Below are 25,850 nucleotides of genomic sequence, written 5' to 3' on the forward strand. Positions count from 1 at the left end.
GCGTGAGGCTTACCCGGCAACAGGCGCAGAATGTGGGTTTATTTACCCATCTTGACTTCGCTGACCCATTTATTGATCAGCGCCTTGCGGACCTCGGTCGAGCCGTATTTGTCCATGTCGTAGTTGATCAGCTTCAGGTCGTCGAGCTTCAGTGAGTTCGGCGAGGTATCGGCGGTGGTGTTGGTCAGGATCTGATAGGACTTGCCTTTCTTCCATGCCAGTTCCTGCGCCTCTTTCGACAGCACCCAATCCACGAACAGCTTGGCGTTGTCGAGGTTGCGCGCGCCTTTGAGGATGCTGACGCCGCCGATTTCGTAGCCGGTGCCTTCACAAGGCGAGATCAGCTCAAGCGGCGCGCCCTGTTCTTTTTCGAGCGAGTAGTCATGCAGGAAACCGATGCCGATCGCCGTTTCACCGCGGGCGGCGTTGCGCGCCGGGGCAATGCCGGACTTGGTGTACTGCGAGACGTTGGCGTTCAGCTGCTTGAGATAATCGAACGCCTGATCGTCTCCCCACAGCTGAGCAAAGGTTGCCAGCGCGGTGTAGGCGGTGCCGGAGCTTTGCGGATCGGCGATTTGAATCTCGCCTTTGTATTCCGGTTTGGTCAGGTCTTTCCAGCATTTGGGCACCGGCAGGTTTTTCTCTTTCAAGCGCTGGGTATTGACGCCGAAGCCGAGAATGCCGACGTAAACCGCTGAAGAGTAGTTGCCTTTCAGCTTCGCCGGATCGCGGAATTGCGTCATCACCTGGTCGAGGTTCGGCGATTTGTACGGCTGCAGCAGCCCCATTTCACCGGCCTGGGATTGCGGATCGAGCGTGCCGCCGTACCAGACGTCCGCCTGCGGGTTTTTCTTCTCGGCGTCCACTTTCGCCAGCGTGCTGCCGGAGCCGTTGCGGATGAACGAGGTTTTCACGTCATATTTCTCGCCGAAGGCTTTGGTCTCCGCTTCACACATTTCATTGGTGGCGCTGCAGTAAACCACCAGGCGGCCCTTGGCGTGCGCGGCGCCGCTCAGCGTGGCCAGCGCGATGCCGGAAGCTATCAGGGTAGTGACCCACATTTTTTTCATTATTTTATCCTTCTCTCGGTAGAGGTGGTGACGCTCGCCATCAGCAGCGGCATCAGCAATAAACCCATAAGAACGGCGGCGATCGACAGCAAACTGAACATGCCTGACCAGCCGTAGCCTTCGATGACCTGCGACAGCGGCCAGCCCGCCAGCGCTGCCCCCAGGTAGGCGAACAGGCCGAGAAAACCGGTGATGGAGCCCGCTGCGCCTTTGTGCCCGCATTCCACGGCGGCGAGGCCAATCAGCATCTGCGGGCCGAAGACAAAAAAGCCCACCGTAAAGAAACAGCCCGCCAGCAGCGCGTAGTGATGCACCGGCGCCAGCCACAGCGCGGCGACGGAAACCATCAGCCCGAGCGTGAACAGCAAAATCATCGGCGCGCGCTGCCCGCCGAACAGCAAATCCGAGCCCCAGCCGGCGAACAGCGCGCCGAGCAGGCCGCCTATCTCGAACAGCATCACCGTGGCGTTGGCACTGAGCAGATTGACGCCGTGGCTTTCCGTCAGCCAGAGATTGCCCCAGTCGTTCAACGCGATGCGGATCAGGTAGACCAGCACGTAAGAGACGCCGAGCAGCCAGATCATCGGGTTTTGCAGCATCGTGGTGCGTAACATCCGCCACAGCCCCATCGGCGGGCTTTGCTGTTCCTGGCGCAGTTCCAGCGGATCGTGGCGCCACTGGCCGACCGACGGCAAGCCTTCTTCCTGCGGCGTGCCTTTCAGCTGCCGCGTAAGCCAGAGGCCCAATGCCATACTGACGGCCCCCGGGATCAACATCGCCGCCTGCCAGCCCCAGAGCTGGGCGGCGAAGGCGCTGATCATCGGCACGATCGCGCCACCAAGATTGATCGACATATTCCAGCAACCCCACCAGAAGCCGCGCTCGTTGCGCGAATACCAGTGAGTCAGCAGCCGTGCGCAGGGCGGCCAGCCCCAGCCTTGAAAGAAGCCGTTCAGCGTCCAGACCGCCAGCAGCAGCGTCAATGATTCGCCGAAGGCGAACGCCACGTTCAGCAAGCCGGTGGCGAACAGGCCGATTCCCATAAACCAGCGCTGTCCGTGGCCGTCGTGCCACAATCCGGCGCCGAACTTCGACAGGCCATAGCTCAGGTAAAACAGCGAGCCGAGCAGGCCGATGTCCCCTTTATCCAGCCCCAAATCCGTTTGCAGCGCCGGCAGCACGTAATTCACGCTTTTGCGCGTCAGGTAAAAGGCGGCGTACCCGATGACCATGTACAGCAACAGTCGCGGGCGCAGCGCGCGGTAACGATGACCGATTTCAGATGCCGAGCGTGCCTGCATAGCCGCCTCCCTGGTGCTGACTATAAGAAGGTGAAAGGGAAAGGGGATGAGAGAAAGTCCGGAGTGGCTAAGACTTTTTCCTAGTTAGTCGGCGGTTTGTTGCAAATTTGTGGGCAGGTTAACAATTACCCGCGTGCCGCAATGCGTTTCCAGCGTCAGTTCGCCGCCCAGCGCGCTGACCCGCTCGCGCATCCCCTGAATGCCGAGGCCGGGCACCTTGTCCGCGCGGATGCCGATGCCGTTGTCCCGCACCTCGAGGTGCAAAAGCGGCCCCTGTTGATACAAAACGATGGCGACTTCGCTGGCCTCGGCGTGTTTGCACACGTTGTTGAGCAGCTCTTGCAGCAGGCGGTAGAGGGTGAAGCGCACCGTTTCGCCGGCGGGCGTCTCGCTCAGCCGGTAATCGAAACGGCAGTGGATGCCCCGTTCGGCAAAGGCGAATTCGCTCAGCAGGTGGTGAAGCGCCTCTTTGAATGCCAGCTCGTCCAGCGCGGGCGGGCGAAGCTGGCGCAGCAGCTGGCGCGTGGAGTGATGAATGCGCCGGGCGAGCTCGCCTATCTGGTGCGCGGCGGCCTGGGTTTGCGCCGGATCGCGCGCCCGCTTAACCAGCTGCGACTGGATTTGAATGGCGGTGATGTTCTGGCCGATTTCATCGTGCAGCTCGCGCGCCAGGTTTTTCCGCGTGTCTTCTTCGGTGTGGATCAGTTTTTCGATCAGCGCCCGCCGCGCCGCCAGCTCTTCTTCCAGGCGACGCTGATAGTGGTGCAGGTTTTGCGCCAGGTGCTGCTGGCGGCTGATGGCGATGCCCAGGCCGATGCCGAGCAACGCCTGCGTCGCCAGAAAGATTTCCAGCTCGACCAGATTGCCGAACCCCACGCCGACCTGCCGGGCAAGGGTGATCATCATGCTGCCGAGCAGGCCGGACAGCACGCCGCCCTGCCAACCGAACTTCCACGCCATCACCACATTCGGCAGAAACACCACGATCAGCAGCAGGCGCTCGATTTCCGGCGACAGCACCATCTGCGTGCCGATGCCGATAACGAAAAACAGGCTGCACCAGATGATCAAAGATGCGCGCAGCGGCGGGTTGTTGGTGTCCAACCCCAGCAGATGGTAACGGTGCTGCTGGCGCAGAAATTCAAAGATCAGATAGACGAACGGGGTCAGCAAGACGCCGCCGGTAAACGACGCCAGGCCAAGCAGCATCGCCGGGCTGGACACAAACGGCGAAAGCAGGGCGGTGTTGAGCAGCGAGGCGGCGGTCACCGCGGCCAGCAGCAGCGTCAGCCGCTGCCAGTAGAGCGGAAAACGGTGCCAGAGTCGTTGCGCGACCGCAGCCGGAAGCAGGGTGATGAACGGCGCGGCCAGCAGGCCGTAGCCGCTCAGCAGGCGTTCGCCGTGCAGCCATAACAGCAGTAGTATCGGCGGCACGATCAAGGCGGGCCAATAGCGACGCGCCAGCAGGATCAGCAGCGCGAGATAGACGCCGTGCGGCAGAAACAGCGCCGCCTGATTGCCGTTGTGGGTCAGATAGAAACCGAGCGTCCACAGCATCAGCCAGCCGCTGCCCCAGGCCAACAGGATAAACAGCGAGATAACCCAGGACCGGAAGCGGGGCGACATCAATGCCCCGCCAGCAGCTGATGGTCGAGGGCGAAATGCACCAGCTCGATGGTACTGTTGCACTGCAGCTTGCCCAGGACGTTAGCGCGATGCACATGTACCGTTTTATGGCTGAGCTCGAGCTTGAAAGCGATCTCCTTTACGCTGTCGCCTCTGACCAGCAGCTCGAAGATTTCACGCTCGCGCGGGGTCAGCACTTCCAGCGCCGTGGCCGGCTGCTCGCCGCCGCGCAGCGCCCGCAGCGCGTCGGCGCACAGGTAATGGCCGCCCATATCGACGGAACGCACCGCCTGCACCAGCTCTTCCGGCCCGCAGCGTTTGGTCAGATAGCCGCTGGCGCCGGCGTCCAGCGCGCTCTGCACGAAGGTGGGGGAGTCATAGATGCTGAGGATGATCGCGCGGAACTGCGGTTTTTGTGCCCGCAGGCGTTTCAACAGACTCAGGCCGTTTTCATCCGGCATGGCGATGTCCATCACCGCGACGCTAACGTCGTCGCGCAGCAATGCCGGCCAAGCCGCCGCCGCGCTGCTGTATTGCCCCACCACGTCGAGATCGTCCTCGAGGTTGAGCAATTGCGCAAAGCCGGAGCGTACCACCACATGGTCATCCACCAGTATCACACGGATCATTTTTCGCACTCTGTTGCCGAATCATGGCCCTATGATGCCTGCCGCCGCGGTGCTGGCAATCGGCCAAGCGCGGTTATGCAATCGGTGTAACAGAATCGTAATAAAAGGGCGTCGCAGTGCGTAATGCTGGTCACTTAAGCCTGACTGGCATTTTTTTATCCAGTCTCTGTACGTGGCGTGCAGGATGAATTGCCGTAAATGCCCAGAATTTCTCTGTTACTACAATGAACGGCAATGGGAGGGGCCGCGCCTTCGGCCCTTGGCTCGGTCGAGGCGTATGAGCCTCATGGCGCATCTCACCTTTATCGACCGAAAACTGCACAAATACGTTCAGAAAAACGCTAACTGACCAGCATTACGCCATTACGCCGCCGATGCCGTCAACGATCCAAATCGATGGCGAAATGCCGCCACAGCGCGGCGCGGCGTTCCTCTTCCGAATGCAACGTCGTTTCGTGGCGCTGATGATCTTCGGTCACGATCAGCTTCATGTCGCTGAGGGTCACCCGGCCGTGCTCCGTCGGCCGTGAACACACCAGGCGCTGGGTGAAGTGCGACTGCGGCGAGGTGCTGTGGAAGCGGCACATCTCGTCGAACTCAGGCAACTCGCGCGGTTGAGGGGTAAAGCGATACAGGGTTTTGGCATGTGAACGTTGGTCGCCGTTACGGCGTTCCAGCAGGTAATACTCGCCTTCCCGCTCCAGGTGGAAGGTGCCGCTGGCCTGCGGTTGCGGCTCGGCGACGACGATTTTCAGCGGCGTCAGGAAGGAATCGCCGAAACCGACGTCCACCAGCCAGGCCTGCCCCGCCAGATCCACCCGCAGCGCCAGGTGGTCGTAGGGCGGGCCGAAATGGCCGTCGCGCGCGCGGATCTCGCCGGAGATGAAGCTCACCTTGAAACCGATCTCCCGCAGCAGCAGGGCGAACAGCGTGTTCAGCTCATAACAGAAACCGCCGCGGTTGCGCTCGACCACCTTGCTGAACAGCGCTTCGGGCGCCAGCTGAATGCCCTGATGATAAATAATGCTCAGGTTCTCGAACGGGACGCTCAGCATGTGGCGATGGTGCAGTTGCTGCAACGTGGGGAGGTCAGGGCGGGCGGCACCGGTAAAGCCGATATGCTGCAGGTAGCGTTGGGTATCCACAGGGTGTCTCGCATGAGAAAAAGTAGGCATAAAATAGCGGGCTTTGCGGCGTTTGTGAGCGCATTACGTGCTGCGCTGTCGCTGCTGCCGCAAACTGTCACTGGTCGGCGCTAGCCTGTTCCCCTGAGTTCAACGTTGCAGGAGAACGGCTATGCAAGATTTCAAACATCGGGTGGCGCTGGTGACCGGCGCGTCCACCGGCATTGGCGAAGCGATCGCCGCCGAGCTGTTTCGGCGCGGTGCCACGGTGGTGATGACCGGCCGCCACGCCGCGCCTCTCGCCGCCGCCGCCGCGCGGCTCGATCCCGAGGGCCGACGGGTGATGACGTTGCGGATGGACGTGCGCGACGCGCCGTCGGTGCAGCAGGGCATTGAAGAGATCGTGCGGCGCTGCGGCGCGCTGCATCTGCTGGTCAACAACGCCGGGATCACCGGCCCGCACGAGGTGGATATCGATCGGTATGCGGTCGACGATTGGCATGAGGTGATCGCCACCTGCCTGAGCGGCACGTTTTTCGGCATGAAGTACGGCCTGCCGGCAATCGTCGCCGGCGGCGGCGGAGCGGTAGTGAACCTCTCTTCCGCCAACGGCGTAGTGGGGATTGCCGGGATTGCGCCCTATACCGCCGCCAAGCATGGCGTGCTGGGCCTGACGCGCTCGGCGGCGCTGGAGTTCGCCGCGCGCGGCGTGCGCATCAACGCCGTCGGGCCGGGCTATGTGGATACGCCGGCGATGGGGGAATTGCCGGCGTCGGCGCGGGCGCAGATGGCCGCTTCGCACCCGATGGGGAGAATGGCGACGCGGGAAGAGGTGGCGAAAACGGTGGCTTTCCTGCTCTCGGACGACAGCAGTTTCACCACCGGCGCGTTTTACAGCATCGACGGCGGTTATACCGCGCGCTGAGCCAGCGCCTGCAGCCAACGGAGAAACGCCGCTGCGCCGGTTTTTTCCAGCGTGCGCGGCGGATAAACCACGTAGTAGGGTTTGCTGAGCGGCAGCGCCGGTTCGGCCAGCGTGACCAGCTGGCCCTCCGCCAGTTCACGGGCGATCAGCCGCCGCTGGCCGAGCAGCACCCCGCGCCCTTGCACGGCGGCGTCGATGGCCAGCGAGGTCAGGTTATAGGTCAGCCCGCGCCGCGGCGGCGGCGACCGATCGGCGGCGGTGAACCACTCGTGCCAGCCCGGCAGAAACTGGCTCTCCTTACCCCAGTCGACGTGGATCAGCGGCAGCTGCGTCCAGTCGCCGCGATCGCGCAGCGCCGGGCTGCACACCGGCTGCACCCGATCCTGAAACAGTTGCACCTTTTCCAGCAGCGGATAGTCCTGATCGCCGAAGCACAGGGCGAAGTCCGCCGCCGAATGGGTGAAATCGACCGCCGCATGGGTGGCGTGCAGCCGCAGATCGCCGTCGGGGCACTGCGCCAGCCAGTCGCCCAGCGCCGGGTTCAGCCACTTGGAGGCCAACGCCGGCAGGGCGAATACCGTCAGCGCCTGTTTGCCGCGCTGGCGCTCGACGTGCTGCTGCGCCACGCGCAGCGTTTCGAACGCCTCCTGCACGTAGGCCAGGTAGTCCGCGCCCTGTTCGGTCAGCGTGACGCCGCTTTTGGCGCGAATGAACAGCGTGATCCCCAGGTGTTGCTCCAGCTGGCGGATCTGCTGGCTGACGGCGGCGGCGGTCAGCGCCAGCGCATCCGCCGCGCGGGCCAGGCTGCCGGTGCGGGCGGCGGTTTCGAACGCCAGAATGGCGCTCAGCTTGGGCAAGCGCGCACGGGACGGTGAGTGCATGGGCAGGGCTTATCGCTAAGAATTGGTTAGCTTATCCATAACGTATTTTTGTTATGGCGGCAATGCGGCATTCGCTACAGTGAGAGGCATCCGGCTTTCGCACACGAGGGGAACGTCATGCCGCCACTTGCCGATATTATCGATCTGTCCGCCCATCCCATCGACGACGCCGCGTTCCGCGCCCGTTGCCGGCAAACGCTGGCGCGCGCCGGCGCGCTGGTGCTGCCGGGATTTCTGCGCGAAGCCGCGCTGGCGACGGTGCGGCTGGAGGGCGCCGAACAGCACCATGCGGCGTTTTACGCCACCAGCAAACACAACGTGTATCTACGGCCGCAGGACGACGCGCTGCCGGCCGACCATGCGCGCAACCGGCTGGTGGTGTCATCCAAGGGCTGCATTACCGACGAGGATATTCCGCCGCAGTCGCCGCTGCGCGCGCTGTACGACGCCCCGGCGTTTCGCGCGTTTCTCTGCGCGGTGTTGGATGAGGCGCAGCTGTATCCCTACGCCGATCGGCTGTCGTCGATCAACCTGCATTACGCCCATACCGGTCAGGAGCTGGGCTGGCATTTTGACAACTCCTCGTTCGCCATCACGCTGCTGATCCAGAAACCGCAGGCGGGTGGGCGTTTCGAATACGTGGAGAACCTGCGCGATGCCGATCGCGGCGAGATGAACTATGCCGGGGTCACGCAGGTGTTGGACGGCGAGCGGGCGGTCAAACAGCTGGCGATCGAGGAGGGGGATTTGGTGCTGTTTCGCGGGCGCAACGCCATGCACCGGGTGACGCCGACCGAAGGCGACACCACGCGCATGCTGGTGGTGCTGGCCTACAATGCGCAGCCGGACGTGATGCTGTCGGAAAGCGCCAGAATGACGTTTTACGGCCGGTTATAGCGGATAAAAAAACCGCTCCGGAGAGCGGTTTGTCGATTCAGTGCGGGTTCTGCTCTTCGTGAGCCTGCTGCTCCAGCTTCACTTCCTGCGCGCGCTTGCGCAGGCCGAACCAGCCCAGCGTCAGCAGCACCGCCAGCACCGGAATGGTGGCGATGGTCCAGGTGCCGTTCGGGTAGTCGAACGCCATCATCACCACTACGATCAGCAGGAACGCCAGCGTCAGCCAGGAGGTGAACGGCGCGCCCGGCATTCTGAACGATACCGGCTGCGCGCGGCCTTCGCGCACGGCTTTGCGCAGGCGCATCTGGCAAACGATGATAAACGCCCAGGAGGCGATGATGCCCAGTGAGGCGATGTTCAGCACGATCTCGAATACCCGCGACGGCACCAGGTAGTTGAGCACCACGCCGATCACGTAGATGCCGCAGGTGACCAGGATGCCGGCGTAAGGCACCTGTTGGCTGCTCATTTTAGCCATCAGCTTCGGCGCGGAGCCGCCCATCGCCAGCGAACGCAGGATGCGGCCGGTGGAATAGAGGCCGGAGTTGAGGCTGGACAGCGCGGCGGTCAACACCACGATGTTCATGATGGTGCCGATGTAAGGCACGCCCAGCTTGCTGAAGAAGGTGACAAACGGGCTTTGGCCGGCCTGATAGGCGTTCCACGGCAGCAGCAGCACCAGCAGCACCACGGAGCCGACGTAGAACAGACCGATGCGCCAGATCACGCTGTTGATCGCTTTGGGCATCATTTTAGCCGGATCTTTACACTCGCCGGCGGCGGTGCCGATAAGCTCAATGCCGGCGAAGGCGAAGATCACCCCTTGCACCAGCACCAGCGCCGGCAGCAGGCCGTGCGGGAACATGCCGCCGTTTTCGGTGATCAGGTGCATGCCGGTGGTGTGGCCGGCGACCGGGGTGCCGGTGCCGAGGAAGACGACGCCGACAATCAGGAACAGCGCAATGGCGACGACCTTGATCAGCGCGAACCAGAACTCCATTTCGGCGAACCACTTCACGCCGATCATGTTCATGGTGGCGACGATGCCGAGCGCGCCGAGGGCAAACAGCCACTGCGGCACGTCGGCAAAGGTGCCCCAGTAGTGCATGTATAGCGCCACCGCGGTAATGTCGACGATGCCGGTCATCGCCCAGTTGAGGAAATACATCCAGCCGGCGACGTAAGAGGCTTTCTCACCGAGGAATTCGCGGGCGTAAGAAACGAAGCTGCCGCTGGAAGGGCGATGCAGTACCAGTTCACCCAGCGCGCGCAGGATGAAGAAAGAAAAGATCCCGCACACCAGGTAGACCAGCGCCAGCGCCGGCCCGGCCAACTCGAGACGGCCGCCGGTACCGAGGAACAAGCCGGTGCCGATGGAGCCGCCGATGGCGATCATTTGGATTTGCCGGTTGCCCATGCTTTTGTGATAACCGGATTCATGAGAGTCTAGCCAGCGTCTTCTGGCGGCGTGTTTGTCATCCGCCGACTGTTTTTGTGAGTGCATTATCCGTCCTGTTTACCTGTCTATGTTAACCCTGCTCTAACGAGAGCAAACGATTGCTATGACCAATCGTCATGAGAATGAGGTCGTGGCATCATTCCGCTGTTTATTGTGTATACAGCCATCATTAAAATAACGGCGAAGCATGCTACCTTTTCTCCGTAATGGTGGCAAAAAATACTGCGCATAAAACGTGAACAAGTGTGTTTATTTTTTAATCCAAATATAAAAGGATATATTATTCAAAAAGATGTGATGTTTTATCAAGACGGAAATATCGAGGAATAAAAAGTGATTAAAATCACAAAATAATAATTACCGTGCAAATTACAGGGTGTTGTTCTTATATTTCGTGGCGAGAAATAAGAGGAAAGAAATGGCGACCCGCGCAGAAAGAAAATGGGATCGGCAGCGGGTCGGTTGGCGCGTAGCGAGGCTTAGGCGGATTCACCGGCCGGCAGAGCCGAAACCGGCAGGCCGAACAGCTTGTCGAATGCCCAGTTAAACAGGAAGGTGTAGCAAGGAATGATGACGATCAGCGCCATATCCAGCAGCAGCGCCTGCCACAGCGTGATGCCCATCCACCAGGCGATCAGCGGGATCAGATACACCACCAGCGTCAGCTGAAAGCCGACGGCGTGCAAAATGCGGCGTTTGAGCGTGCGGGTGCGCGACACCTGGCGGCTTTCCCACCACTCGAATAAATAGTTGTAAATAAAGTTCCAGCTGACCGCAATGGTGGTGATCACCACCGCCAGCGGCCCGGTGCTGCTTGGCGCATGGCCTGACAGCAGCGCCAGCCCCAGCGCCGAGATCGCCATGCCGATGATTTCATAAGCGGTGACATACACCAGTTTGCGTTTGACGCCTTGCATCGTTTTCTCCCGATCTGTTTTTAGTTGCCTCTGTGGCGACGGCGGCTAAGATAACGTCAATCACATTGATAGAAAAAGTCAGGAGCTGTCAGTTTTATTGACAAGTTAAACAATGAATTTCTCCAGCGACAATATCGAACTGTTTTTGGCGGTGCTCGATCGCGGCTCGTTTTCCGCCGCCGCCCGCGCGCTGCGGCGCGTGCCGTCCGCGGTCAGCATGGCCATCGCCAACATGGAGGCGGAGCTCGGTTTTGCCTTGTTCGACCGTTCTCACCGCGAACCGACGCCGACCGCGCTGGCGCTGGCTCTGGCGCCGCACGCCCGCCTGATCGCCGGGCAGCTCAAGCAACTGCAGGTGCACGCCATCGAACTGTCTCAGGGGCTGGAGAGCCGGCTTTCGATCGGCGTGGCGTCGGATATCAACGGCGCCGGCCTGCTGGCGGCGGTGAAAACACTGTCGCAGCGCTATCCGCTGCTGAACATTGAAGTGCTCAGCGCGCCGCAGGATGACGTGCTGCACATGCTGCATCAGGAGCGCGTCGGCGTATGTCTGGCGTTTGGCGGGCTGAACATCAACAGCGCAGAACAGTTCCACTTCGTCGGCGCGGAGTCGCTGGTGGCGATGCTGTCGCCGCAGCACCCGGCGCTGGACGGCGCGGCGGGCGAGCTGTTTCTCGAGGATCTGGTCAACGTGCGGCAGATCATGGTGGCCAGCCGCGATCTGCCGATCGGCGATCTGCGTCCGCAGGTGGCGGAGGCATACTGGCGCACCGACAGCCTGCCGATGGCGCTGAACATGGTGGAGGCGGGCCTGGGCTGGGGCAACTTCCCGCTGTCGCTGGCCGAGCCGCTGCTGGCGCAGGGGCGTCTGGTGCGGCTGAAATTCAAAAACACCAAGAACGAGCTGCGCTTGCCGATGCATTTGATCTGGCTGAAGAACCGCCCGTTGGACAAGGCGGCGCGCGAGCTGGTCGAGCTGATGCGCGCGGCGCCGCAGGGATCTTGACGCTCCGCCATTGCTTTTGTTTTCACCTCTGCGCTAGTTTGAATAAAAATGACAACGGGAGAGTGGGCATGTTGAGCGAGACGGTGCTGTCGATCATAAGCATTACCGGCGCGATTGCGCTGGGGGCGATGAGCCCGGGGCAAAGCTTTATTCTGGTGGCGCGCACGGCGGTGGCATCTTCGCGTGGCGATGGCATGGCGGTCGCGCTGGGAATGGGCGTCGGATGCTTTGTCTTTGCGCTGTTGGCCCTGCTGGGGCTGCAGTCGTTGTTGCTGGCGCTGCCGTGGCTATACGGGACGTTGAAACTGTTGGGCGGCGCCTATCTTATCTATCTGGCGTTCATCATGCTGCGCGGCGCCAACCGACCACTGAACGTGGATGGCGCTGGCGGGCAGCCGCTGGGATGGCGTAAAGCCTTCACCACCGGTCTGCTGACCCAGTTGGGCAACCCGAATACTGCTATCGTCTTCGCCAGCGTGTTCGCCGCGTTGCTCAGCCATGCTATCGCGCCGTGGATGTATGTGGCGCTGCCCTTGATCGCGCTGGCGGTTGATGTGTCGTGGTATGCCTTTGTCGCCTTCGTGCTCTCTTCGCCGCGCCCGCGCCGGGTTTATCTGCGCTTCAAGGCCTGGTTCGATCGCCTGAGCGGTGGCGTGTTGGCGCTGTTGGGCATCAAGCTGATGATGAGCCGCTGAGTTTCAGTCCGCGTGGCGTTTGCGCCACCAGAAGCGCACCAGCAGGATGGCGGCGATCGCCAGCGCGACAAACAGCAGGCTGGAGAGTTTTTTATTGAAGCCGGTAAAGAAGCTTTCGATCGCCTGGCCGCCAAAATAGCCGAGCATGACGAAGATCGTCGCCCAGAGAATGGCGCCGAGGATGTTGAGCGGTACAAAGCGCGACGGCGGCAGCCGGCTGGCGCCGATCAGCACCGGGCCGATGATGCGGAAGCCGTACATAAAGCGCACCCCGATAACGAACAGCATCGGGTGGCGGGCGATCAGCCTTCTGGCGCGCGCGATGCGCTTTTCCTGCCCTTTGAGCCGCGAGATGACCCGGCCTTCGAACCGGCGGCCGATGAAGTACAGCAGCTGATCCCCCAGCGTGCCGCCGAGCGCCACCACGGCTATCACCCACGGCCAGTGCAGCAGCCCTTCGTGGGCGGCGATGCCGCCCAGCAGCGTGATGGTTTCTCCCTCAGCCAGGCAGCCGATAAACAACGCCCAGTAGCCGTAGTCCGTAATGTAGTGGGCCAAATCGGTCATTCCTTACTCCTTATGTGACTGACGCATAAGGGCAAGTATACGCGCGATCGCTAGCTTTGGGCGATCTGGGCCACCAAGGCTCTGCGCCGCGCCAGACTTTCCGCCATTTGTGCCTGTACCTTGGCGTAAATGTGCGGCGGGGCCAGTTCCGGCGTGCCGCCCGTGAACGGCGGAGCCGGGGCGTACTCCAGATAAAGTTGGATCGTCTGGGCGGTCTCTTCGCCGTGCAGTTCGGCGATCAGCGCCAGCGCAAAGTCGATGCCGGCAGTGACGCCGCCGCCGCTGATCACGTTGCCGTCGCGCTCGACGCGTGCAGCGCTGGGTATGGCGCCGAACAGCTTCAGGCTGTCGCGCATCGACCAATGGCAGGCGGCGCGTTTGCCCGGCAGCAAACCGGCGGCGGCCAGGATCAGCGAACCGGTGCACACCGAGGTCAGGTAGCGGGCATCGGCGCCCAGCCGCCGGATCTGCTGCATGAACGCTTCATCCTGCAGCGCCTGGGTGCAGCCGCTGCCGCCCGGCACGCACAGTACGTCGCAGCGCGCGATTTCCGGCAGCGGGCGCAGCTGGGTGAAGTGCAAGCCTTCCGATTCGACATTCGCGCCGTCTACCGAAGCGACGATGATTTCGGCGCCCGGCATGTGGCGCAGAAACTGCAGTGGGCCGGTGAAGTCGAGCTGGGTGACGCCTTGATAGATGGGAAATACAATCACGAGTGGTTCAGACATGACATTCGCCTCATTTTTATCGTTGGACCTGAGCCATAATAGCCGCCCTGTTTTTGGCTGATATGACAGATAACCCTCAAAAAGCGCCATCATGAAAACGATCGGTTTTGTGGTTTTTCCCGGTTTCAACCTGCTGGACTTTGCCGGTCCGCTGGCGGCGTTCGATAACGTCAGCCAGTTTACCGATCCGCCCGCCTACCGCTGCGTGGCGATCTCGCCGCAGGGCGGGATGGTCGCCAGCTCGGCCGGAGTGGAGATCGCCACGCAGCCGTGCGGCGACGAGCGTTTCGATACGCTGGTGGTGGCCGGCGGCAGCGGCAACGTGATGGCGGCGCAGTCACCGGCGCTGGTGGCGTTCCTGACTACCCACAGCCGGCAAGCGCGGCGCATCGCCAGCGTGTGCACCGGCGCGTTTATTCTGGCGGCCTGCGGTTTGCTGGACGGCAAACGCGCTACCACCCACTGGTATCATGCGGCGCGGTTGCAGCAGAGTTATCCGCGCATCCGCGTCGACAGCAACCGTATCTTCATCCGCGACGGCGATATCTGGACTTCGGCCGGCATCAGCGCCGGTATCGATCTGGCGTTGGCGCTGATAGAAGACGACCTTGGCGCCACGATGGCAGCAGGCGTGGCGCGGCAGCTGGTGGTCTACCACCGGCGCCCCGGTGGGCAGTCGCAGTATTCGCTGCTGCTGGCGTTGAACCCGTCATCGGATCGCATGCGCGCCGCATTGTCGTTCGCGCGCGAGCACTTGCACCTGCCGCTGTCGGTGGCGGATCTGGCCGACGCCGCCTGCCTGAGCGAGCGCCAGTTCGGCCGGCTGTTCCGCGCCGAAACCGGACAGACGCCGGCCAAGGTGATCGAGCAACTACGGGTGGAGGCGGCCAGGGTGCGCATCGAAGAGAGCGCCGAGCCGCTGGAGGCGATCGCCCGTTCGGTGGGATTCAGCGATCCGGAACGCATGAGGCGGGCGTTTATCCGCGTATTTGGTCTGTCGCCGCAGGCGATCCGCCGGCTCGGCCGTGCGGGATAACTTTTTTGCCACGCCTGGCGGCGGGGCACACCAGAGGAGCAACGGATGTATCAGGATTTCGAGAGCGAATTGAACTGGGCGATGCGTCATATGCCGCGCACCCGGGCTGCGGTGGCGGCGTTGCCGGATCTGCGCGAGGTGCGGCTGGCGTGCAATATGCACCTGGATTTGAAAATGGCACCGCTGGTGGCCGGCCTGCTGGACAAGGGCGCGGCGATCTTTCTGACCACCTGCAATCCCACCACGGTGCAGGACGACGTGGTGGCCTGGCTGGAGCGGCGGGGGGCGCAGGCCTATGCCTGGCGCGACATGAGCGCCGGCGAATGGTCGGAGTCCTTCGATCGTGCGCTGGCCTGGCAGCCGACTCACCTGTGCGAAATGGGGGCGGATTTGACCACCCGTTTGCACCAATCGCCGAGCGGCCCGCAGATCGTCGCCGGGCTGGAGGCCACCGGATCGGGCATCAACCGTTTGAACGGCGTGGCACCGCGCTATCCGATCTTCAACTGGGACGATCTGCCGGTGAAAGAAGGGCTGCACAATCGGCATATGGTTGGGCTAACCGCCTGGCACACCTTCTTCCAGACCACCCATTTGACGCTGCACGAAAAGCGCGTGCTGGTGATCGGTTACGGCCTGGTCGGGCAGGGGACGGCGGCAGCGGCCAGGGCTTACGGCGGCCAGGTGATGGTGGCGGAAATCGATCCGGCGCGCGCGCTGCAGGCGCGTTATGACGGCTGGCAGGTGGTGGATCTGGCGAGCGCGATCGCACAGGCGGACGTGATCGCCACTGCGACCGGCGCGAAAAACGTGCTTTCGGCGCAGCACCTGCAACAGGCGCAGGACGGCGTGTTTATCCTTAACGTCGGCCACGTGGCGGAAGAGATCGACGTCGGCTTTCTGCAAGGCCTGCCACACCACGAGCCGATGCCTTATGTGAACGCTTACCAACTCAATGAGAAGACGGTCTATTTGCTGGCCAACGGCTCGATGTTCAACCTGACCGCCGGCTACGGCGACAGCCTCAATGCCTTCGACGTGACGCTGGCGGTAATGGCGGCCGGCATCGGCCATATCGTCGGCGCGGGGGCGCGGCAAACGCCGGGGTTGTACCTGCTGCCGCAGTCGGCCTGGCAGCCGGCGCTGTAACTTTTTCTGCGCGGGCGTTCATCCCAGAGCGCCCGCGGGCTGTGTCGTTTTTCGGCCGACAGAATTTGTCACAAATCCGCCCTATAATCCCAGTGCCAAGCGCTGAACCCTCACATATAATTCGCTGAGTTCAAGCCCCCATTTCAGAGTAATGCCTGTGAAAATACGTGTTTTGGTTCTGACCCTGCTCGCTTTGCAGGCGGGCGCAGGCTTTGCGCCGCGCGCGCTGGCTAGCGACAACGCCGCCGCCCTGCACGCCACCCAGCCGGAGCTGGCTTCCGGCAGCGCGATGGTCGTCGATATGCAAACCCATAAGGTGATGTACGCACGCAACCCGGATGAGGTGGTGCCGATCGCCTCGATCACCAAGCTGATGACCGCCATGGTCACGCTGGACGCGCACCTGCCGCTCGACGAAATGCTGGCGGTGGATATCCACCAGACGCCGGAGATGAAAGGGGTCTATTCACGGGTGCGGCTGAACAGTGAAATCAGCCGTAAGGATATGCTGCTGCTGGCGCTGATGTCGTCGGAAAACCGCGCCGCCGCCAGCCTGGCGCACCACTATCCGGGGGGCTACAACGCCTTCATCAAAGCGATGAACGCCAAGGCCAAGGCGCTGGGCATGACCAACACCCATTATGTGGAACCGACCGGGCTCTCTATCCATAACGTGTCGACGGCGCGCGATCTGACCAAGCTGCTGATCGCCACCAAGCAATACCCGTTGATTGGCCAGCTCAGCACCACCACCGAGCGCATGGCCAGCTTCAAAGACCCGAACTATACGCTGCCGTTCCGCAACACCAACCATCTGGTGTATAACCCGAAATGGAACATCCAGCTGACCAAAACAGGCTTCACCAACCAGGCGGGCCACTGCCTGGCGATGCGTACGGTGATCGGTAACCGCTCGGTGTCGCTGGTGGTGCTGGACGCCTTCGGCAAATATACCCACTTCGCCGACGCCAACCGGCTGCGCAGCTGGATTGAAACCGGCAAGGTGACGCCGATCCCGGCCGCCGCCCGCGACTATCGTCGCCAAAAAGACGCCAGCCTGGCGAAAAACGCCACCGAATGATCCGCCTGGCGGCCTGCTCGTTTGCAGCAGGCCGCTATCGGCCCTCGGGCCGCCTGATGACAAATCCCCGCTCGCGATCGCCGTCGAAACCCGCTTTGAGATAAAGCTGGTGCGCGCCGGTGCGTTGCTGCCCCGACAGCAGCATCACCTTGTAACAGCCCTTGCGCCAGGCCAGCTGCAGCGCGTATTCGATCATCGCGAGCGCCACGCCGTGGCCGCGATAGGGCTCTGCCGTCACTACGTGCTCGATGACGCCGAACGGCTGCGCCTGATGCGCCAGCCCCGGGATCAGCGCCAGCATGCAGGTGGCGATCGGCTGCTCCTCGTCCGCTGCCACCACCAGACGGATCGCCGGATCGTCCAGCAGGCGCTGCAGGGTACGGCGCGCGTCGTCGGTGCGCAGCGGCGCATCCTGTGGGCGCAGCTCGCGATACAGAGCCAACAGGCCGTTGAGATCGTCCGGCTGCGCCAGGCGATGAATGATGCTCATGGTTGCTCCTTTCCGCCGCTTCAACGGTAATCCGCTATCCTCCATTAATACCACAACGATTGCCGGAGAGGATGTTATGAGTCAGGTTTCGACCTTTGTCATGTTCCAGGGGGAGGCGCAGCAGGCGATCGACCTCTACAGCCAGGTGTTTGCGCGTTTTCGGCTCATGCAGGTGCAGCATTACGACCCGACGCCGGACGGCCGGCGATTGATCAAGCATGCCGCCATCGATTTCGACCGGCAGAACCTGGTGTTTATCGACAGCCCGATCAGCCATGATTTCAGCTTCACCCCGGCGGTGTCGCTGTTCATCAACCTGCCTAACGAAGAGGCGCTGGAGCAGGCTTTCCACCGCCTGGCGGAGGGCGGTAAAGTGCTGATGCCGCTCGACGACTACGGCTTCAGCGCCCGCTTCGGCTGGCTCAACGATCGCTTTGGGCTCTCCTGGCAGCTCAATGTGCCGGCGGGGGATCTGCCCTGAGGCTAAGAGGAGCGTGCAAAAGGCATGGCAGTTCCTGCTGTTGTTTCATATGTTTATCGCCGGGCAGGAACTCTGCCGTGGGGAATACCGACAACATCATGGAAAGGTGCGAATTGATTGATTTTGACCGCTATGTTGAGCAAGCGAAGTCTTACGGTGAGTGGCCGGGGGCACAGGTGGCCACGTCGTCCGGCCGCATTGAGGGATTGAGCTACCGCCTGTATCGGCAAACTGCCGAGAGCGAAGACGTGATCGTGGTTTATCACGGCGGCGGGGTTAACAGCGCCGCCGGGTATGACATTCTTGCGCGCCAGTTGGCCGCCGAGCCAACACTCGCGGTGTGCCTGGTCGATATTCGCGGGCATGGCGATTCCACGGGAGAGCGGGGGACGGTTGAGCGGCCTGAGCGTATTTGGCGCGATGTCGATGTCATCCTGGCGGAAATGCGCCTGCGTTTTCCGTTGGCGCGCAGGCACCTGCTTGGCCATTCCAGCGGTGCCGGGATGTTGCTCAACTACCTGACCCGTTATCCTTGCGAACAGCAGGCGGACAGCCTGACCCTGCTGGCGCCCGAGCTGGGGCCATTTTCCGGGATGGCCCGCGATCTGGCGGTGGCGGCCCGTTTCGCTCAGGTGCGTCAATGGCCCTTTGTGGCCAATGCGCTCAGCGGTGGACGGTGGTTTGGGCAATCTCGGGCGGTCAGCCTGAATTTTCCCCCGGCCGTGCTGGCCGCCGCCCCCGATTTTGTCTGCCAATACAGCGTTAATATGGCTAACGCGTTGACGCCACGCACCCCGGCAAAGCAACTGGCGGCGCTGCGATTGCCGACCTTGCTGCTGGCGGCGGCGCAAGACGAGCTGTTCAGCGCGCCATCGCTGCAGCGTTTCGTCGAACAGCATGGCAGCGTGCATGTTGCCTTTGGCTTGCTTGAGGGCAGTACGCATTTATCGTGCGTCTTTGAGGCCCACGGCCATGTTCTGCGCTACCTCTCGCGCGTATTCGCTATCGCGTCTGATGAAGATGCATCCACGTAGCTGTTTGTTTTTTAACCACTTCTTCTCCGCCATTAACTGGACGGAGGAGTGGTGATTAAGATCACGAAATTAGTTAATAAATCTTTATGAATTTGATTGCAAAGTGTTAACATCCTGCCGCTTTCATTAGGCTTGCTAATGATATTCTTATTGTCAAGGAATGCTCAGGATGGATTACCAAAACGTCTTTCAATTGACGGATCAGGAACGAAACGAGTTATTTTCGGCATTAGATAAAATTGCTTACGATCCCGCCGGTGGTGATGCGTATATTCACGCTATACGATCGGCCATGATTACCCATTTGCCTCACAGACTAAGCGCCGCATTAAGCCAGCAAAAAGCGTCTATCAAACCACGGCCTTATCTTATTTTAAAAAACGTGCCGGTGGATAAAGAAGTTTTCTTTTCCCCTTGTCCGAATGAATACACGCCTTCGGCCAAATCCGGGAATATCAGCGAAAACCTGTTGGTGGGTATTTCTTCGCTAATCGGTGAGCCCTATTCGATGTATTTCGAGGGGAAGGAGCTGATTAATAATCTGATCCCCAAACGCGAAGCTAAAAAAGAGTATACCGGTCTGGGATTCGATGTTGAACTGGACTTCCATATTGAAAATGCGGCGCTGAAACACCTGGAACAGTTCAACGTCTCGCCGATGGGCCTGCTGCTGGCCGGCGTGCGCCGCGATCCGCACAGCCCGATGACGCGCATCTCCGATTCGCGTCTGGCGATCGCTCAGCTGAGCCGTGAAGACGTCGAAACGCTGGCCAGCCCGCTGTACAGCATCAAACTGCCTTACCGCTGGCGCCAATCCACGCAGGCCGGGCGGGAAGAAACCGCGCTGGTGCCGCTGATTTCGCAAAATCACGTATTGCCGGATGTGAGCGCCGTCTTCTATCCCGGCATGATTGCGGCCAGCACGCCGCGAGCTGAAGCCGCGCTGGAGCGTTTCTACGGGCTGGTGAAAGAAAACGCCATCGGCATCGATATTTGCCCAGGCGATTTGGTGTATATCGATAACCGCTTTGCGCTGCATTCGCGCGATAAATTCACGCCTTCTTTCGATGAAAGAGATACGCCGTTGCGCTGGGTGCAACGCGTCTTCATTTCGGCAAGCTTGTGGAATCACCGCAACCTCAATCAGGTTGAAGAGCGCATTTTTTCGATTTAAGGTTATTATTCATGCTGAACGTTTTCCTTTCTATACTGCCGATTTTTTTGTTAATCGTGCTGGGCTATTTATCAAAACTCTATGTTAAAGATGTCGCCGTATTTTGGAGTTTCTCAGATAAATTTGTTTATTACCTGTTTTTTCCGGCGCTGTTGATATTGGATATCAGCGAGGCGGATTTTAGCGGCGCGGACAGCTTTTATCCCGTTGTGGCGACCATTATTTCCACGCTGGCCATCGCGTTGATTATTTTCATTGGCAAACTGTTCTTCAATACGTCGGCAGATCTGTTTACCTCCATTTTTCAGGGGGGTGTTAGATACAATTCTTATGTATTCATTGCGCTGTCGCAATCGCTGTTTGGCAGCGAGGGAGTGGCGCTGTCCGGTTTCTTTGTGGCGTATATGATCATTCTGACCAACATCATGAGCGTGTTGGTGATGAATCACTACGGCACCGGCAGCAAGAAAAGCCTGAGCGGCGCGCTACTGGCGCTGACGAAAAACCCGCTGATCATCGGCGCGTTGTTCGGGGTGCTGATGAACCTGTGTAACCTGCACATCACCGGTGCGCTTAAACAGCTGTTCGTTTATCTCTCCAACGCCGCCACGCCGCTGAGCCTGATGTCGGTCGGCGCAGGGTTGATCGTCAGCATGCATATCCGCAAGCTGGTTTCCATCTCTTATGCGACCGTGCTGAAACTGGTGGCCATGCCGCTGATTACCATTGCGCTGGTGCACTATTTCGGCGCCACCGGCGTGCCGGCCAGCATCGCTATTCTCTACTCATCCGTGCCTTGCGCCGGCAACGCCTATATTCTGGCGCGGCAAATGGGGGGCGATCATGAAGCGATGGCCTCCATTATCACCTGGACGACGCTGCTGTCGGTTATCACCGTGACGTTTATCCTGGGCAGCGTAGCGCTCTAACGCCGGCGCCGGGCGGCATTCGCCCGCCCGGCGTTTTCCGCGATCCTCTCATATCCTTTCATGACGCTTTACCGCTATGCTAAAAATAGAATGGCCCGTGAATATGAAAAGGATGAATCATTTTGGCAGGAAGTAGCTTACTTACCCTTATCGACGACATCGCCTCGTTGTTGGACGACGTCTCGTTAATGAGCAAAATGGCGGCAAAAAAAACCGCCGGGGTGTTGGGGGACGATCTGGCGCTTAACGCGCAGCAGGTCACCGGCGTTAAAGCCGATCGCGAGCTGCCGGTGGTGTGGAGCGTCGCCAAAGGTTCTTTGATCAACAAGGCAATCCTGGTGCCGCTGGCGCTGCTGATCAGCGCTTTTGCACCCTGGGCGATTACGCCGCTGCTGATGGTGGGCGGTGCCTACCTGTGCTACGAAGGGTTCGAAAAGGTGTTTCACAGCCTGAGCCACGGCAAGGCGGCGCAGGAGGAAAAATCGGACGGGCCCGGCGCCAATGAGGATGCCGCAGCCTATGAGAAGCGCAAGGTGAAAGGCGCAATACGCACCGATTTCGTGCTCTCCGCCGAGATTATCGCCATCACGCTGGGCACCGTCGCCGGCGCCACCTTCAGCCAGCAGGTGATAGTCTTGTGCGGCATCGCCGTCGTGATGACGCTCGGCGTATATGGCATCGTCGCCGGCATCGTCAGGCTGGACGATCTGGGGCTGTATCTGAGCCGCAAAAGCAGCGCGTTGGCGCGTTCCCTCGGCGGTGGCATCGTGCGCGCCGCGCCTTATTTGATGAAAACGCTGTCGATCGTCGGCACCATAGCCATGTTTATGGTCGGCGGTGGCATCCTGACCCACGGCTTGCCGCCGGTGCATCACCTTTTCGAAGACTGGGCCTCGTACACCACGGTGGTGCCGACGTTTGGCCATATCTTGCAGGGTGTGGTTCCGGCGCTGTTGAACGTGGCGTTCGGGTTGGTGGCCGGCGGCGTGGTGCTGGCGGTGGTGTCGGCGCTGGGCGCGGTACGCGCGCGTTTCAAGGCATGATGAAAAGTCTCGCCCCGAGAGGGGCGGGACGATGCAGACGCTTTAAAATATCAGTTTGAGAACGCCGGTAATCGTCAACAAACCCACGATAAAGATGATGGCGACAATCCACAGAATAATTTTCATTTATTTCTCCCTTACCGGTTAAATGTGGCGCTCGATTGGCGCTAACTTAATGAAATCACTCTTCACTATAGACGCTAACTTCCTATCGTGCGTCGCCATGCATTCAGGGATGCCGATTGTCGCCCGCGCCCAACGCGCGCTGCATGATGTGGGTATCGCGCCATTCCCCCAGTTTGAACCCCACGGCCTTTAGCGTCCCAACGCTGGTAAAGCCGAGCGACTGGTGCAGCGCCAGCGAGCCGCGGTTGGCGGCGGAATCGCCGACGATCGCCAGCATCTGGCGCCAGGGGCCTTGCTCGCAGCGGGCGATCAGCGCGCTCAGCAGCGCTTTGCCGACGCCTTTGCCCTGTTGCCCCTCGGCGATATACACCGAGTCCTCCACGGTAAAACGATAGGCCGGCCGGGGGCGATACGGTGTGGCATAGCAGTAGCCCACAATACGGCCTTCGCTCTTCGCCACCAGCCAGGGTAGCCTGGCCTCTTGCACCTTGCCCAGCCGCAACTGCATTTCCGCTAAGGTCGGCGGTTGTTCTTCAAACGAGGCCGCGCCGTACAGCACGTGGTAGGTGTAAATGCGCAGCACGGCGGCCATATCGCCCGACGTGGCGTCGAGGAGGCTGAATGCGGGAGCGGAGAGCGTCATGGTGATGGCTGTTTACCTTGAAAATCAGCGGATAAACGCCATTATGCGCGCCGCTCGCCGCCGGGGTAAATCGGGTTTTCTTATGGTGAGATAAGAAAACCCTATGGGATTGTCAGCCGCGCATCAGCCGGGCCACGGCCTGGCGCAGATAGGCCAGCAGCGGCGGAGTCAGCCAGGTACCCTCGGTCAGCGAGGGTTCCCGTTCCATCGCTTCACGGATCTTCATTTGCGTCACCGGGTTGGTGCCGGCATAGGATTGGAACAGCGCCAGCCAACCGGCCGCCAATCGCACCGCCTCCGGCGAATCGGACGGTATGCCGTCGTTCATCGCTTGATGGAATTGAGCGATCAGAACCGGCCACTCCTGCAGGCGGGTGAAATAGTGTTGACGCACATAGGCGTACTCTTCCGCTGACAGGTATTTTTGATAGACAGCCAGCTTGGTTTCGGCAAAGGCGCGGGTGATGTAGTCCGTCATTGTCGGTGTAATGCCGGTCTGTTCGCGCATCGACGGTTCGTCGGCGTGCATGGCGTTCAGCCGGGTGAGAAAGGCCGGGTTGCCGGCAGTGTCGCGTTCCAGCATCAGCATCCAGCGGCGTGCCAACGCCTGAGCCTGTGGCGCCTGAGGTTCGACGCCTTCCGCCATCAGGTGTCCCACGCTGCTCACCAATGCAGCCCATTCCTGATTGCGGGTGGGATCGGCCTGGTAGAACGGCAGTTGCGCCAGCTCATCGGCGGTAAAGTATTTATCGTACATGGTCATTAACTCCAACGTAGTCAGCCAGTCGTTCAGTTCCGGTTCGTGCCCGGCGGAGAGTTGGGCATGTATGTGTTGCAGCCGGCCGCGCAATGCGGCGATCTGTGCCAACTGCTGGTCCAACATGGCGATCTGCTGCTCAATCACCGCCGGAAGCGCCGGCCCTGAACGCGCCAGAATTGCCCCGACTTCCGCCAGCGAAACGCCCATCCGGCGCAGCGCCTGGATGTGGTGCAAGCGGGTGATGTCAACCCGGTTGTATAAACGATAACCGGCGTCGGAACGCGCAGAAGGGACCAGCAAGCCAATGCTGTCGTAGTGATGCAGTGTGCGAACGGTAATGCCGGAACGGCGCGCCAGTTCGCCGACTTTCAATAACATATGTAGCTCCTCCCTTGTGCGTGCCGGGATACTAAAGCCTGACGCCACGTAAGGGTCAAGAGCGGGAAGAAAAGATGACGTTTTAAAAATCGGTGGGCACCAGAGAGGCAAAAGCCCAGCTGGATGGCTGGGCTTCGCAGGTCCCTGAAAGGGAGGTATAGCATAAGGGCCTTTATCGGCTACGGCGACAATTTCACCTGATTTGTCTGTTTTGTCAACAACAGCGTTCTGGTCAGAACAGCATATTTTTGGCATTGATCGACTTAATGACGGCGCGTTGTATGTCAGCAACAAGCTCGCGCGACAGACACTGGGTAAGAAAGCCTCTCTCTTTACGGGCTCTGTTCAGCCGTTGGCGGCTAACTTGCTGCACCAGATCGCCCTTTGCCCAGCGCGTTTGCGGATGAAAGAATCTCATATCTTCGATAATTTCACGCGTAATTTAGATGTGCAATCCCCGTTGGAGCTTATTCGAATCTCTGGTGGTCGACAGCGGTACGATAATGCAGGCGTTGCCGTTAATTTTGCCATTCAACACAACAACTAAACGGTTCTTCACCATTTCTGGTGGAATGTGGCCATCATAAAAGCCGGCTTCATGCGGTTGGCAGACTGATAGGGGATAGTTGCCATAGTTGCACTCAAGAATTTCCCCGACCTTGGGGGCAAATTTGATCGGCATTGATACACTCCTTTGTTGTGAACAATCCGTGTTATGGAGGAATGAGCATGCGGGCGTTTTGCTTTTAGAGAAAGGTGTGGCGTAAGGAAACGGGGAGTGAAAGTGAAATATTGCGGATTCGTGCGCAGAATCCGCCTTGATGGTGGCCGAATTTACCAGCCTTTCACCGCGCCGCCGTTGAAGATTTTCTCGGCGGCCTTGGCCACTTCGTCCGACTCATAGGCCTTGATGAAGTTCTGTACGTTCGGCGCGTCCTTGTTGTCTTCACGGGTGACGATGATGTTGGTGTACGGCGAGTCCTTATCCTCGATGAAGATACCGTCTTTGGTCGGCGTCAGACCGGTCTGGTTGATGTAGGTGGTGCTGATGACGGCGACGGTGACTTTCGGATCGTCCAGCACGTGCGGCAGCTGCGCGCCTTCCAGCTCCATGATTTGGTAATGGTGCGGGTTGGCGCTGATGTCCAGTGCGGTGGGCAACAACCCCTTGCCTTGTTTCAGCGTAATCAATCCGGTTTTTTCCAGCAGCAGCAGGGCGCGCCCCAGGTTGGTCGGATCGAGCGGGATGGCGATCACTGCGCCGTCCGGCAGCTCTTTGAGCGATTTTATCTTTTTGGAGTAGCCGGCCATCGGGAAGACAAAGGTATTGCCGACCGCCACCAGCTTATAGCCGTGATCTTTGTTTTGCTGTTCGAGGAACGGGCGGTGCTGGAACACGTTGGCGTCCAGTTCGCCCTTGTCGGTAGCGTCGTTCGGCAGCAGCGAGCCGCTGAAACCGACCAGCTCGACGTCCAACCCGTATTTCTCTTTCGCCACCTGCCTGGCGACTTCCGCCACGTCCTGTTCCGCGCCGTTGATGACGCCGACCTTGATATGGTTCTGATCGGTTTTTTGATCGCAGCCCTGAAGCGCTAATACGGCGGCGAAGGCCGCCGCCAGAGGGGTGATACGCCAGCGTAAGGTCATCGAAGTCTCCCTGAAAAGAACAATAAAATCAGTTGGTTTTTGTCCTTACAGCTA

The 25,850-nt window shown here is 60.4% G+C and carries 26 protein-coding genes and 1 pseudogene; 12 read left to right on the forward strand and 15 right to left on the reverse strand.

What is annotated here, in order from left to right:
- Window positions 1–38: 38 nt before the first annotated feature.
- From EGY12_RS13385 to EGY12_RS13405, 5 genes are all read right to left on the reverse strand, one after another.
- Window positions 39–1,070 (reverse strand): ABC transporter substrate-binding protein, encoded by a 1,032-nt coding sequence (locus EGY12_RS13385; protein WP_123894072.1) that lies wholly within the window; start codon window positions 1,068–1,070, stop codon window positions 39–41.
- Window positions 1,070–2,371: an MFS transporter family glucose-6-phosphate receptor UhpC gene (gene uhpC, locus EGY12_RS13390; RefSeq protein WP_123894074.1), complete on the reverse strand. Its 1,302-nt coding sequence runs from the start codon at window positions 2,369–2,371 to the stop codon at window positions 1,070–1,072. Before uhpC ends, EGY12_RS13385 begins: the two co-directional genes overlap by 1 nt.
- A gap of 84 nt (window positions 2,372–2,455) precedes the next feature.
- A complete protein-coding gene (locus EGY12_RS13395; RefSeq protein ID WP_123894076.1) occupies window positions 2,456–3,997 on the reverse strand; it encodes an MASE1 domain-containing protein in 1,542 nt (513 codons plus the stop codon).
- Window positions 3,997–4,626 carry a response regulator transcription factor gene (locus EGY12_RS13400; RefSeq protein WP_123894078.1) on the reverse strand — a complete coding sequence of 210 codons (630 nt, stop codon included), beginning with the start codon at window positions 4,624–4,626 and terminating at the stop codon, window positions 3,997–3,999. The genes EGY12_RS13395 and EGY12_RS13400 overlap by 1 nt, the downstream gene beginning before the upstream one ends.
- Before the next feature lie 380 nt (window positions 4,627–5,006).
- The gene (locus EGY12_RS13405; RefSeq protein WP_123894080.1) at window positions 5,007–5,771 is read right to left on the reverse strand and encodes an arylamine N-acetyltransferase; all 765 of its coding nucleotides are present in this window, start codon (window positions 5,769–5,771) and stop codon (window positions 5,007–5,009) included.
- A 151-nt stretch (window positions 5,772–5,922) separates the two neighbouring features.
- Between EGY12_RS13405 and EGY12_RS13410 the strand changes: the two genes are divergently transcribed.
- Window positions 5,923–6,675: an SDR family NAD(P)-dependent oxidoreductase gene (locus EGY12_RS13410; RefSeq protein ID WP_123894082.1), complete on the forward strand. Its 753-nt coding sequence runs from the start codon at window positions 5,923–5,925 to the stop codon at window positions 6,673–6,675.
- Here EGY12_RS13410 and EGY12_RS13415 read toward each other — a convergent pair.
- A complete protein-coding gene (locus EGY12_RS13415) occupies window positions 6,660–7,556 on the reverse strand; it encodes a LysR substrate-binding domain-containing protein (RefSeq protein ID WP_123894084.1) in 897 nt (298 codons plus the stop codon). The two genes, EGY12_RS13410 and EGY12_RS13415, sit on opposite strands and share 16 nt — an antisense overlap.
- Window positions 7,557–7,673: 117 nt before the next feature.
- Here EGY12_RS13415 and EGY12_RS13420 point away from each other — a divergent pair, with 117 nt between their 5' ends.
- Window positions 7,674–8,453 carry a 2OG-Fe(II) oxygenase gene (locus EGY12_RS13420; RefSeq protein WP_123894086.1) on the forward strand — a complete coding sequence of 260 codons (780 nt, stop codon included), beginning with the start codon at window positions 7,674–7,676 and terminating at the stop codon, window positions 8,451–8,453.
- 37 nt (window positions 8,454–8,490) lie between these two features.
- On the opposite strand, the gene ansP is transcribed toward EGY12_RS13420, so the two are convergent.
- A complete protein-coding gene (gene ansP, locus EGY12_RS13425; RefSeq protein ID WP_123894088.1) occupies window positions 8,491–9,957 on the reverse strand; it encodes an L-asparagine permease in 1,467 nt (488 codons plus the stop codon).
- Window positions 9,958–10,391: 434 nt separating this feature from the next.
- Entirely contained in the window at window positions 10,392–10,829 is a 438-nt protein-coding gene (locus EGY12_RS13430; RefSeq protein ID WP_123894090.1) for a PACE efflux transporter, read from the reverse strand.
- A gap of 112 nt (window positions 10,830–10,941) precedes the next feature.
- Here EGY12_RS13430 and EGY12_RS13435 point away from each other — a divergent pair, with 112 nt between their 5' ends.
- Together EGY12_RS13435 and EGY12_RS13440 are read left to right on the forward strand one after the other, a co-directional pair.
- On the forward strand, window positions 10,942–11,835 hold the full coding sequence (locus EGY12_RS13435; RefSeq protein ID WP_123894092.1) for a LysR family transcriptional regulator: 894 nt from the start codon (window positions 10,942–10,944) through the stop codon (window positions 11,833–11,835).
- Window positions 11,836–11,903: 68 nt separating this feature from the next.
- Window positions 11,904–12,530 carry a LysE family translocator gene (locus tag EGY12_RS13440; RefSeq protein ID WP_123894094.1) on the forward strand — a complete coding sequence of 209 codons (627 nt, stop codon included), beginning with the start codon at window positions 11,904–11,906 and terminating at the stop codon, window positions 12,528–12,530.
- A 3-nt stretch (window positions 12,531–12,533) separates the two neighbouring features.
- Here EGY12_RS13440 and EGY12_RS13445 read toward each other — a convergent pair whose 3' ends face one another.
- Together EGY12_RS13445 and EGY12_RS13450 are read right to left on the reverse strand one after the other, a co-directional pair.
- Window positions 12,534–13,097 carry a DedA family protein gene (locus EGY12_RS13445; RefSeq protein ID WP_123894096.1) on the reverse strand — a complete coding sequence of 188 codons (564 nt, stop codon included), beginning with the start codon at window positions 13,095–13,097 and terminating at the stop codon, window positions 12,534–12,536.
- 50 nt (window positions 13,098–13,147) lie between these two features.
- Window positions 13,148–13,825: a DJ-1/PfpI family protein gene (locus EGY12_RS13450; RefSeq protein ID WP_123894098.1), complete on the reverse strand. Its 678-nt coding sequence runs from the start codon at window positions 13,823–13,825 to the stop codon at window positions 13,148–13,150.
- A 91-nt stretch (window positions 13,826–13,916) separates the two neighbouring features.
- On the opposite strand from EGY12_RS13450, the gene EGY12_RS13455 reads away from it, so the two are divergent.
- The 3 genes from EGY12_RS13455 (at window position 13,917) to pbpG (ending at window position 17,091) form a co-directional block, all read left to right on the forward strand.
- A complete protein-coding gene (locus EGY12_RS13455; protein WP_123894100.1) occupies window positions 13,917–14,861 on the forward strand; it encodes a GlxA family transcriptional regulator in 945 nt (314 codons plus the stop codon).
- Between the two features lie 45 nt (window positions 14,862–14,906).
- Window positions 14,907–16,010, forward strand: coding sequence for an adenosylhomocysteinase (locus EGY12_RS13460; protein ID WP_123894102.1), 1,104 nt, complete (start codon window positions 14,907–14,909; stop codon window positions 16,008–16,010).
- A gap of 151 nt (window positions 16,011–16,161) precedes the next feature.
- Window positions 16,162–17,091, forward strand: coding sequence for a D-alanyl-D-alanine endopeptidase (pbpG, locus tag EGY12_RS13465; protein WP_038879897.1), 930 nt, complete (start codon window positions 16,162–16,164; stop codon window positions 17,089–17,091).
- Window positions 17,092–17,125: 34 nt separating this feature from the next.
- On the opposite strand, the gene EGY12_RS13470 is transcribed toward pbpG, so the two are convergent.
- Entirely contained in the window at window positions 17,126–17,581 is a 456-nt protein-coding gene (locus tag EGY12_RS13470; RefSeq protein ID WP_033637538.1) for a GNAT family N-acetyltransferase, read from the reverse strand.
- Window positions 17,582–17,657: 76 nt separating this feature from the next.
- On the opposite strand from EGY12_RS13470, the gene EGY12_RS13475 reads away from it, so the two are divergent.
- From EGY12_RS13475 to EGY12_RS13495, 5 genes are all read left to right on the forward strand, one after another.
- Window positions 17,658–18,062 (forward strand): VOC family protein, encoded by a 405-nt coding sequence (locus tag EGY12_RS13475; protein ID WP_047728359.1) that lies wholly within the window; start codon window positions 17,658–17,660, stop codon window positions 18,060–18,062.
- A gap of 77 nt (window positions 18,063–18,139) precedes the next feature.
- Window positions 18,140–19,096 carry an alpha/beta fold hydrolase gene (locus EGY12_RS13480; protein ID WP_253722800.1) on the forward strand — a complete coding sequence of 319 codons (957 nt, stop codon included), beginning with the start codon at window positions 18,140–18,142 and terminating at the stop codon, window positions 19,094–19,096.
- A gap of 169 nt (window positions 19,097–19,265) precedes the next feature.
- Window positions 19,266–20,270: a TauD/TfdA family dioxygenase gene (locus tag EGY12_RS13485; RefSeq protein ID WP_123894104.1), complete on the forward strand. Its 1,005-nt coding sequence runs from the start codon at window positions 19,266–19,268 to the stop codon at window positions 20,268–20,270.
- Between the two features lie 11 nt (window positions 20,271–20,281).
- A complete protein-coding gene (locus EGY12_RS13490; protein WP_123894106.1) occupies window positions 20,282–21,199 on the forward strand; it encodes an AEC family transporter in 918 nt (305 codons plus the stop codon).
- Window positions 21,200–21,321: 122 nt separating this feature from the next.
- Window positions 21,322–22,242, forward strand: coding sequence for a DUF808 domain-containing protein (locus EGY12_RS13495; RefSeq protein ID WP_123894108.1), 921 nt, complete (start codon window positions 21,322–21,324; stop codon window positions 22,240–22,242).
- 229 nt (window positions 22,243–22,471) lie between these two features.
- Here the strand turns inward: EGY12_RS13495 and EGY12_RS13500 are convergent, their stop codons facing one another.
- The 4 genes and pseudogenes from EGY12_RS13500 to EGY12_RS13515 all read right to left on the reverse strand — a co-directional run bounded on the left by EGY12_RS13500 (window position 22,472) and on the right by EGY12_RS13515 (window position 25,796).
- Complete coding sequence (locus EGY12_RS13500; protein WP_123894110.1) at window positions 22,472–23,011, reverse strand: GNAT family N-acetyltransferase; 540 nt, start codon at window positions 23,009–23,011, stop codon at window positions 22,472–22,474.
- Window positions 23,012–23,123: 112 nt separating this feature from the next.
- Window positions 23,124–24,149, reverse strand: coding sequence for a MerR family transcriptional regulator (locus tag EGY12_RS13505; protein ID WP_123894112.1), 1,026 nt, complete (start codon window positions 24,147–24,149; stop codon window positions 23,124–23,126).
- A 232-nt stretch (window positions 24,150–24,381) separates the two neighbouring features.
- Window positions 24,382–24,831 (reverse strand): annotated as a pseudogene (locus EGY12_RS13510) (type II toxin-antitoxin system PemK/MazF family toxin).
- 152 nt (window positions 24,832–24,983) lie between these two features.
- Entirely contained in the window at window positions 24,984–25,796 is an 813-nt protein-coding gene (locus EGY12_RS13515; RefSeq protein WP_038879912.1) for a MetQ/NlpA family lipoprotein, read from the reverse strand.
- Window positions 25,797–25,850: the final 54 nt, after the last annotated feature.

The organism is Serratia sp. FDAARGOS_506 (assembly GCF_003812745.1).
Taxonomy (GTDB): Bacteria; Pseudomonadota; Gammaproteobacteria; order Enterobacterales; family Enterobacteriaceae; genus Serratia.

Coding starts and splice junctions, on each gene's coding strand:
- EGY12_RS13470 (WP_033637538.1), bottom strand. CDS start 17,581: ATGAGCATCATTCATCGCCTGGCGCAGCCGGACGATCTCAACGGCCTG.
- ansP (WP_123894088.1), bottom strand. CDS start 9,957: ATGCACTCACAAAAACAGTCGGCGGATGACAAACACGCCGCCAGAAGA.
- EGY12_RS13400 (WP_123894078.1), bottom strand. CDS start 4,626: ATGATCCGTGTGATACTGGTGGATGACCATGTGGTGGTACGCTCCGGC.
- EGY12_RS13430 (WP_123894090.1), bottom strand. CDS start 10,829: ATGCAAGGCGTCAAACGCAAACTGGTGTATGTCACCGCTTATGAAATC.
- EGY12_RS13415 (WP_123894084.1), bottom strand. CDS start 7,556: ATGCACTCACCGTCCCGTGCGCGCTTGCCCAAGCTGAGCGCCATTCTG.
- EGY12_RS13440 (WP_123894094.1), top strand. CDS start 11,904: ATGTTGAGCGAGACGGTGCTGTCGATCATAAGCATTACCGGCGCGATT.
- pbpG (WP_038879897.1), top strand. CDS start 16,162: ATGCCTGTGAAAATACGTGTTTTGGTTCTGACCCTGCTCGCTTTGCAG.
- EGY12_RS13455 (WP_123894100.1), top strand. CDS start 13,917: ATGAAAACGATCGGTTTTGTGGTTTTTCCCGGTTTCAACCTGCTGGAC.
- EGY12_RS13420 (WP_123894086.1), top strand. CDS start 7,674: ATGCCGCCACTTGCCGATATTATCGATCTGTCCGCCCATCCCATCGAC.
- EGY12_RS13490 (WP_123894106.1), top strand. CDS start 20,282: ATGCTGAACGTTTTCCTTTCTATACTGCCGATTTTTTTGTTAATCGTG.
- EGY12_RS13410 (WP_123894082.1), top strand. CDS start 5,923: ATGCAAGATTTCAAACATCGGGTGGCGCTGGTGACCGGCGCGTCCACC.
- EGY12_RS13475 (WP_047728359.1), top strand. CDS start 17,658: ATGAGTCAGGTTTCGACCTTTGTCATGTTCCAGGGGGAGGCGCAGCAG.
- EGY12_RS13460 (WP_123894102.1), top strand. CDS start 14,907: ATGTATCAGGATTTCGAGAGCGAATTGAACTGGGCGATGCGTCATATG.
- EGY12_RS13450 (WP_123894098.1), bottom strand. CDS start 13,825: ATGTCTGAACCACTCGTGATTGTATTTCCCATCTATCAAGGCGTCACC.
- EGY12_RS13515 (WP_038879912.1), bottom strand. CDS start 25,796: ATGACCTTACGCTGGCGTATCACCCCTCTGGCGGCGGCCTTCGCCGCC.
- uhpC (WP_123894074.1), bottom strand. CDS start 2,371: ATGCAGGCACGCTCGGCATCTGAAATCGGTCATCGTTACCGCGCGCTG.
- EGY12_RS13505 (WP_123894112.1), bottom strand. CDS start 24,149: ATGTTATTGAAAGTCGGCGAACTGGCGCGCCGTTCCGGCATTACCGTT.
- EGY12_RS13500 (WP_123894110.1), bottom strand. CDS start 23,011: ATGACGCTCTCCGCTCCCGCATTCAGCCTCCTCGACGCCACGTCGGGC.
- EGY12_RS13395 (WP_123894076.1), bottom strand. CDS start 3,997: ATGTCGCCCCGCTTCCGGTCCTGGGTTATCTCGCTGTTTATCCTGTTG.
- EGY12_RS13435 (WP_123894092.1), top strand. CDS start 10,942: ATGAATTTCTCCAGCGACAATATCGAACTGTTTTTGGCGGTGCTCGAT.
- EGY12_RS13485 (WP_123894104.1), top strand. CDS start 19,266: ATGGATTACCAAAACGTCTTTCAATTGACGGATCAGGAACGAAACGAG.
- EGY12_RS13385 (WP_123894072.1), bottom strand. CDS start 1,070: ATGAAAAAAATGTGGGTCACTACCCTGATAGCTTCCGGCATCGCGCTG.
- EGY12_RS13445 (WP_123894096.1), bottom strand. CDS start 13,097: ATGACCGATTTGGCCCACTACATTACGGACTACGGCTACTGGGCGTTG.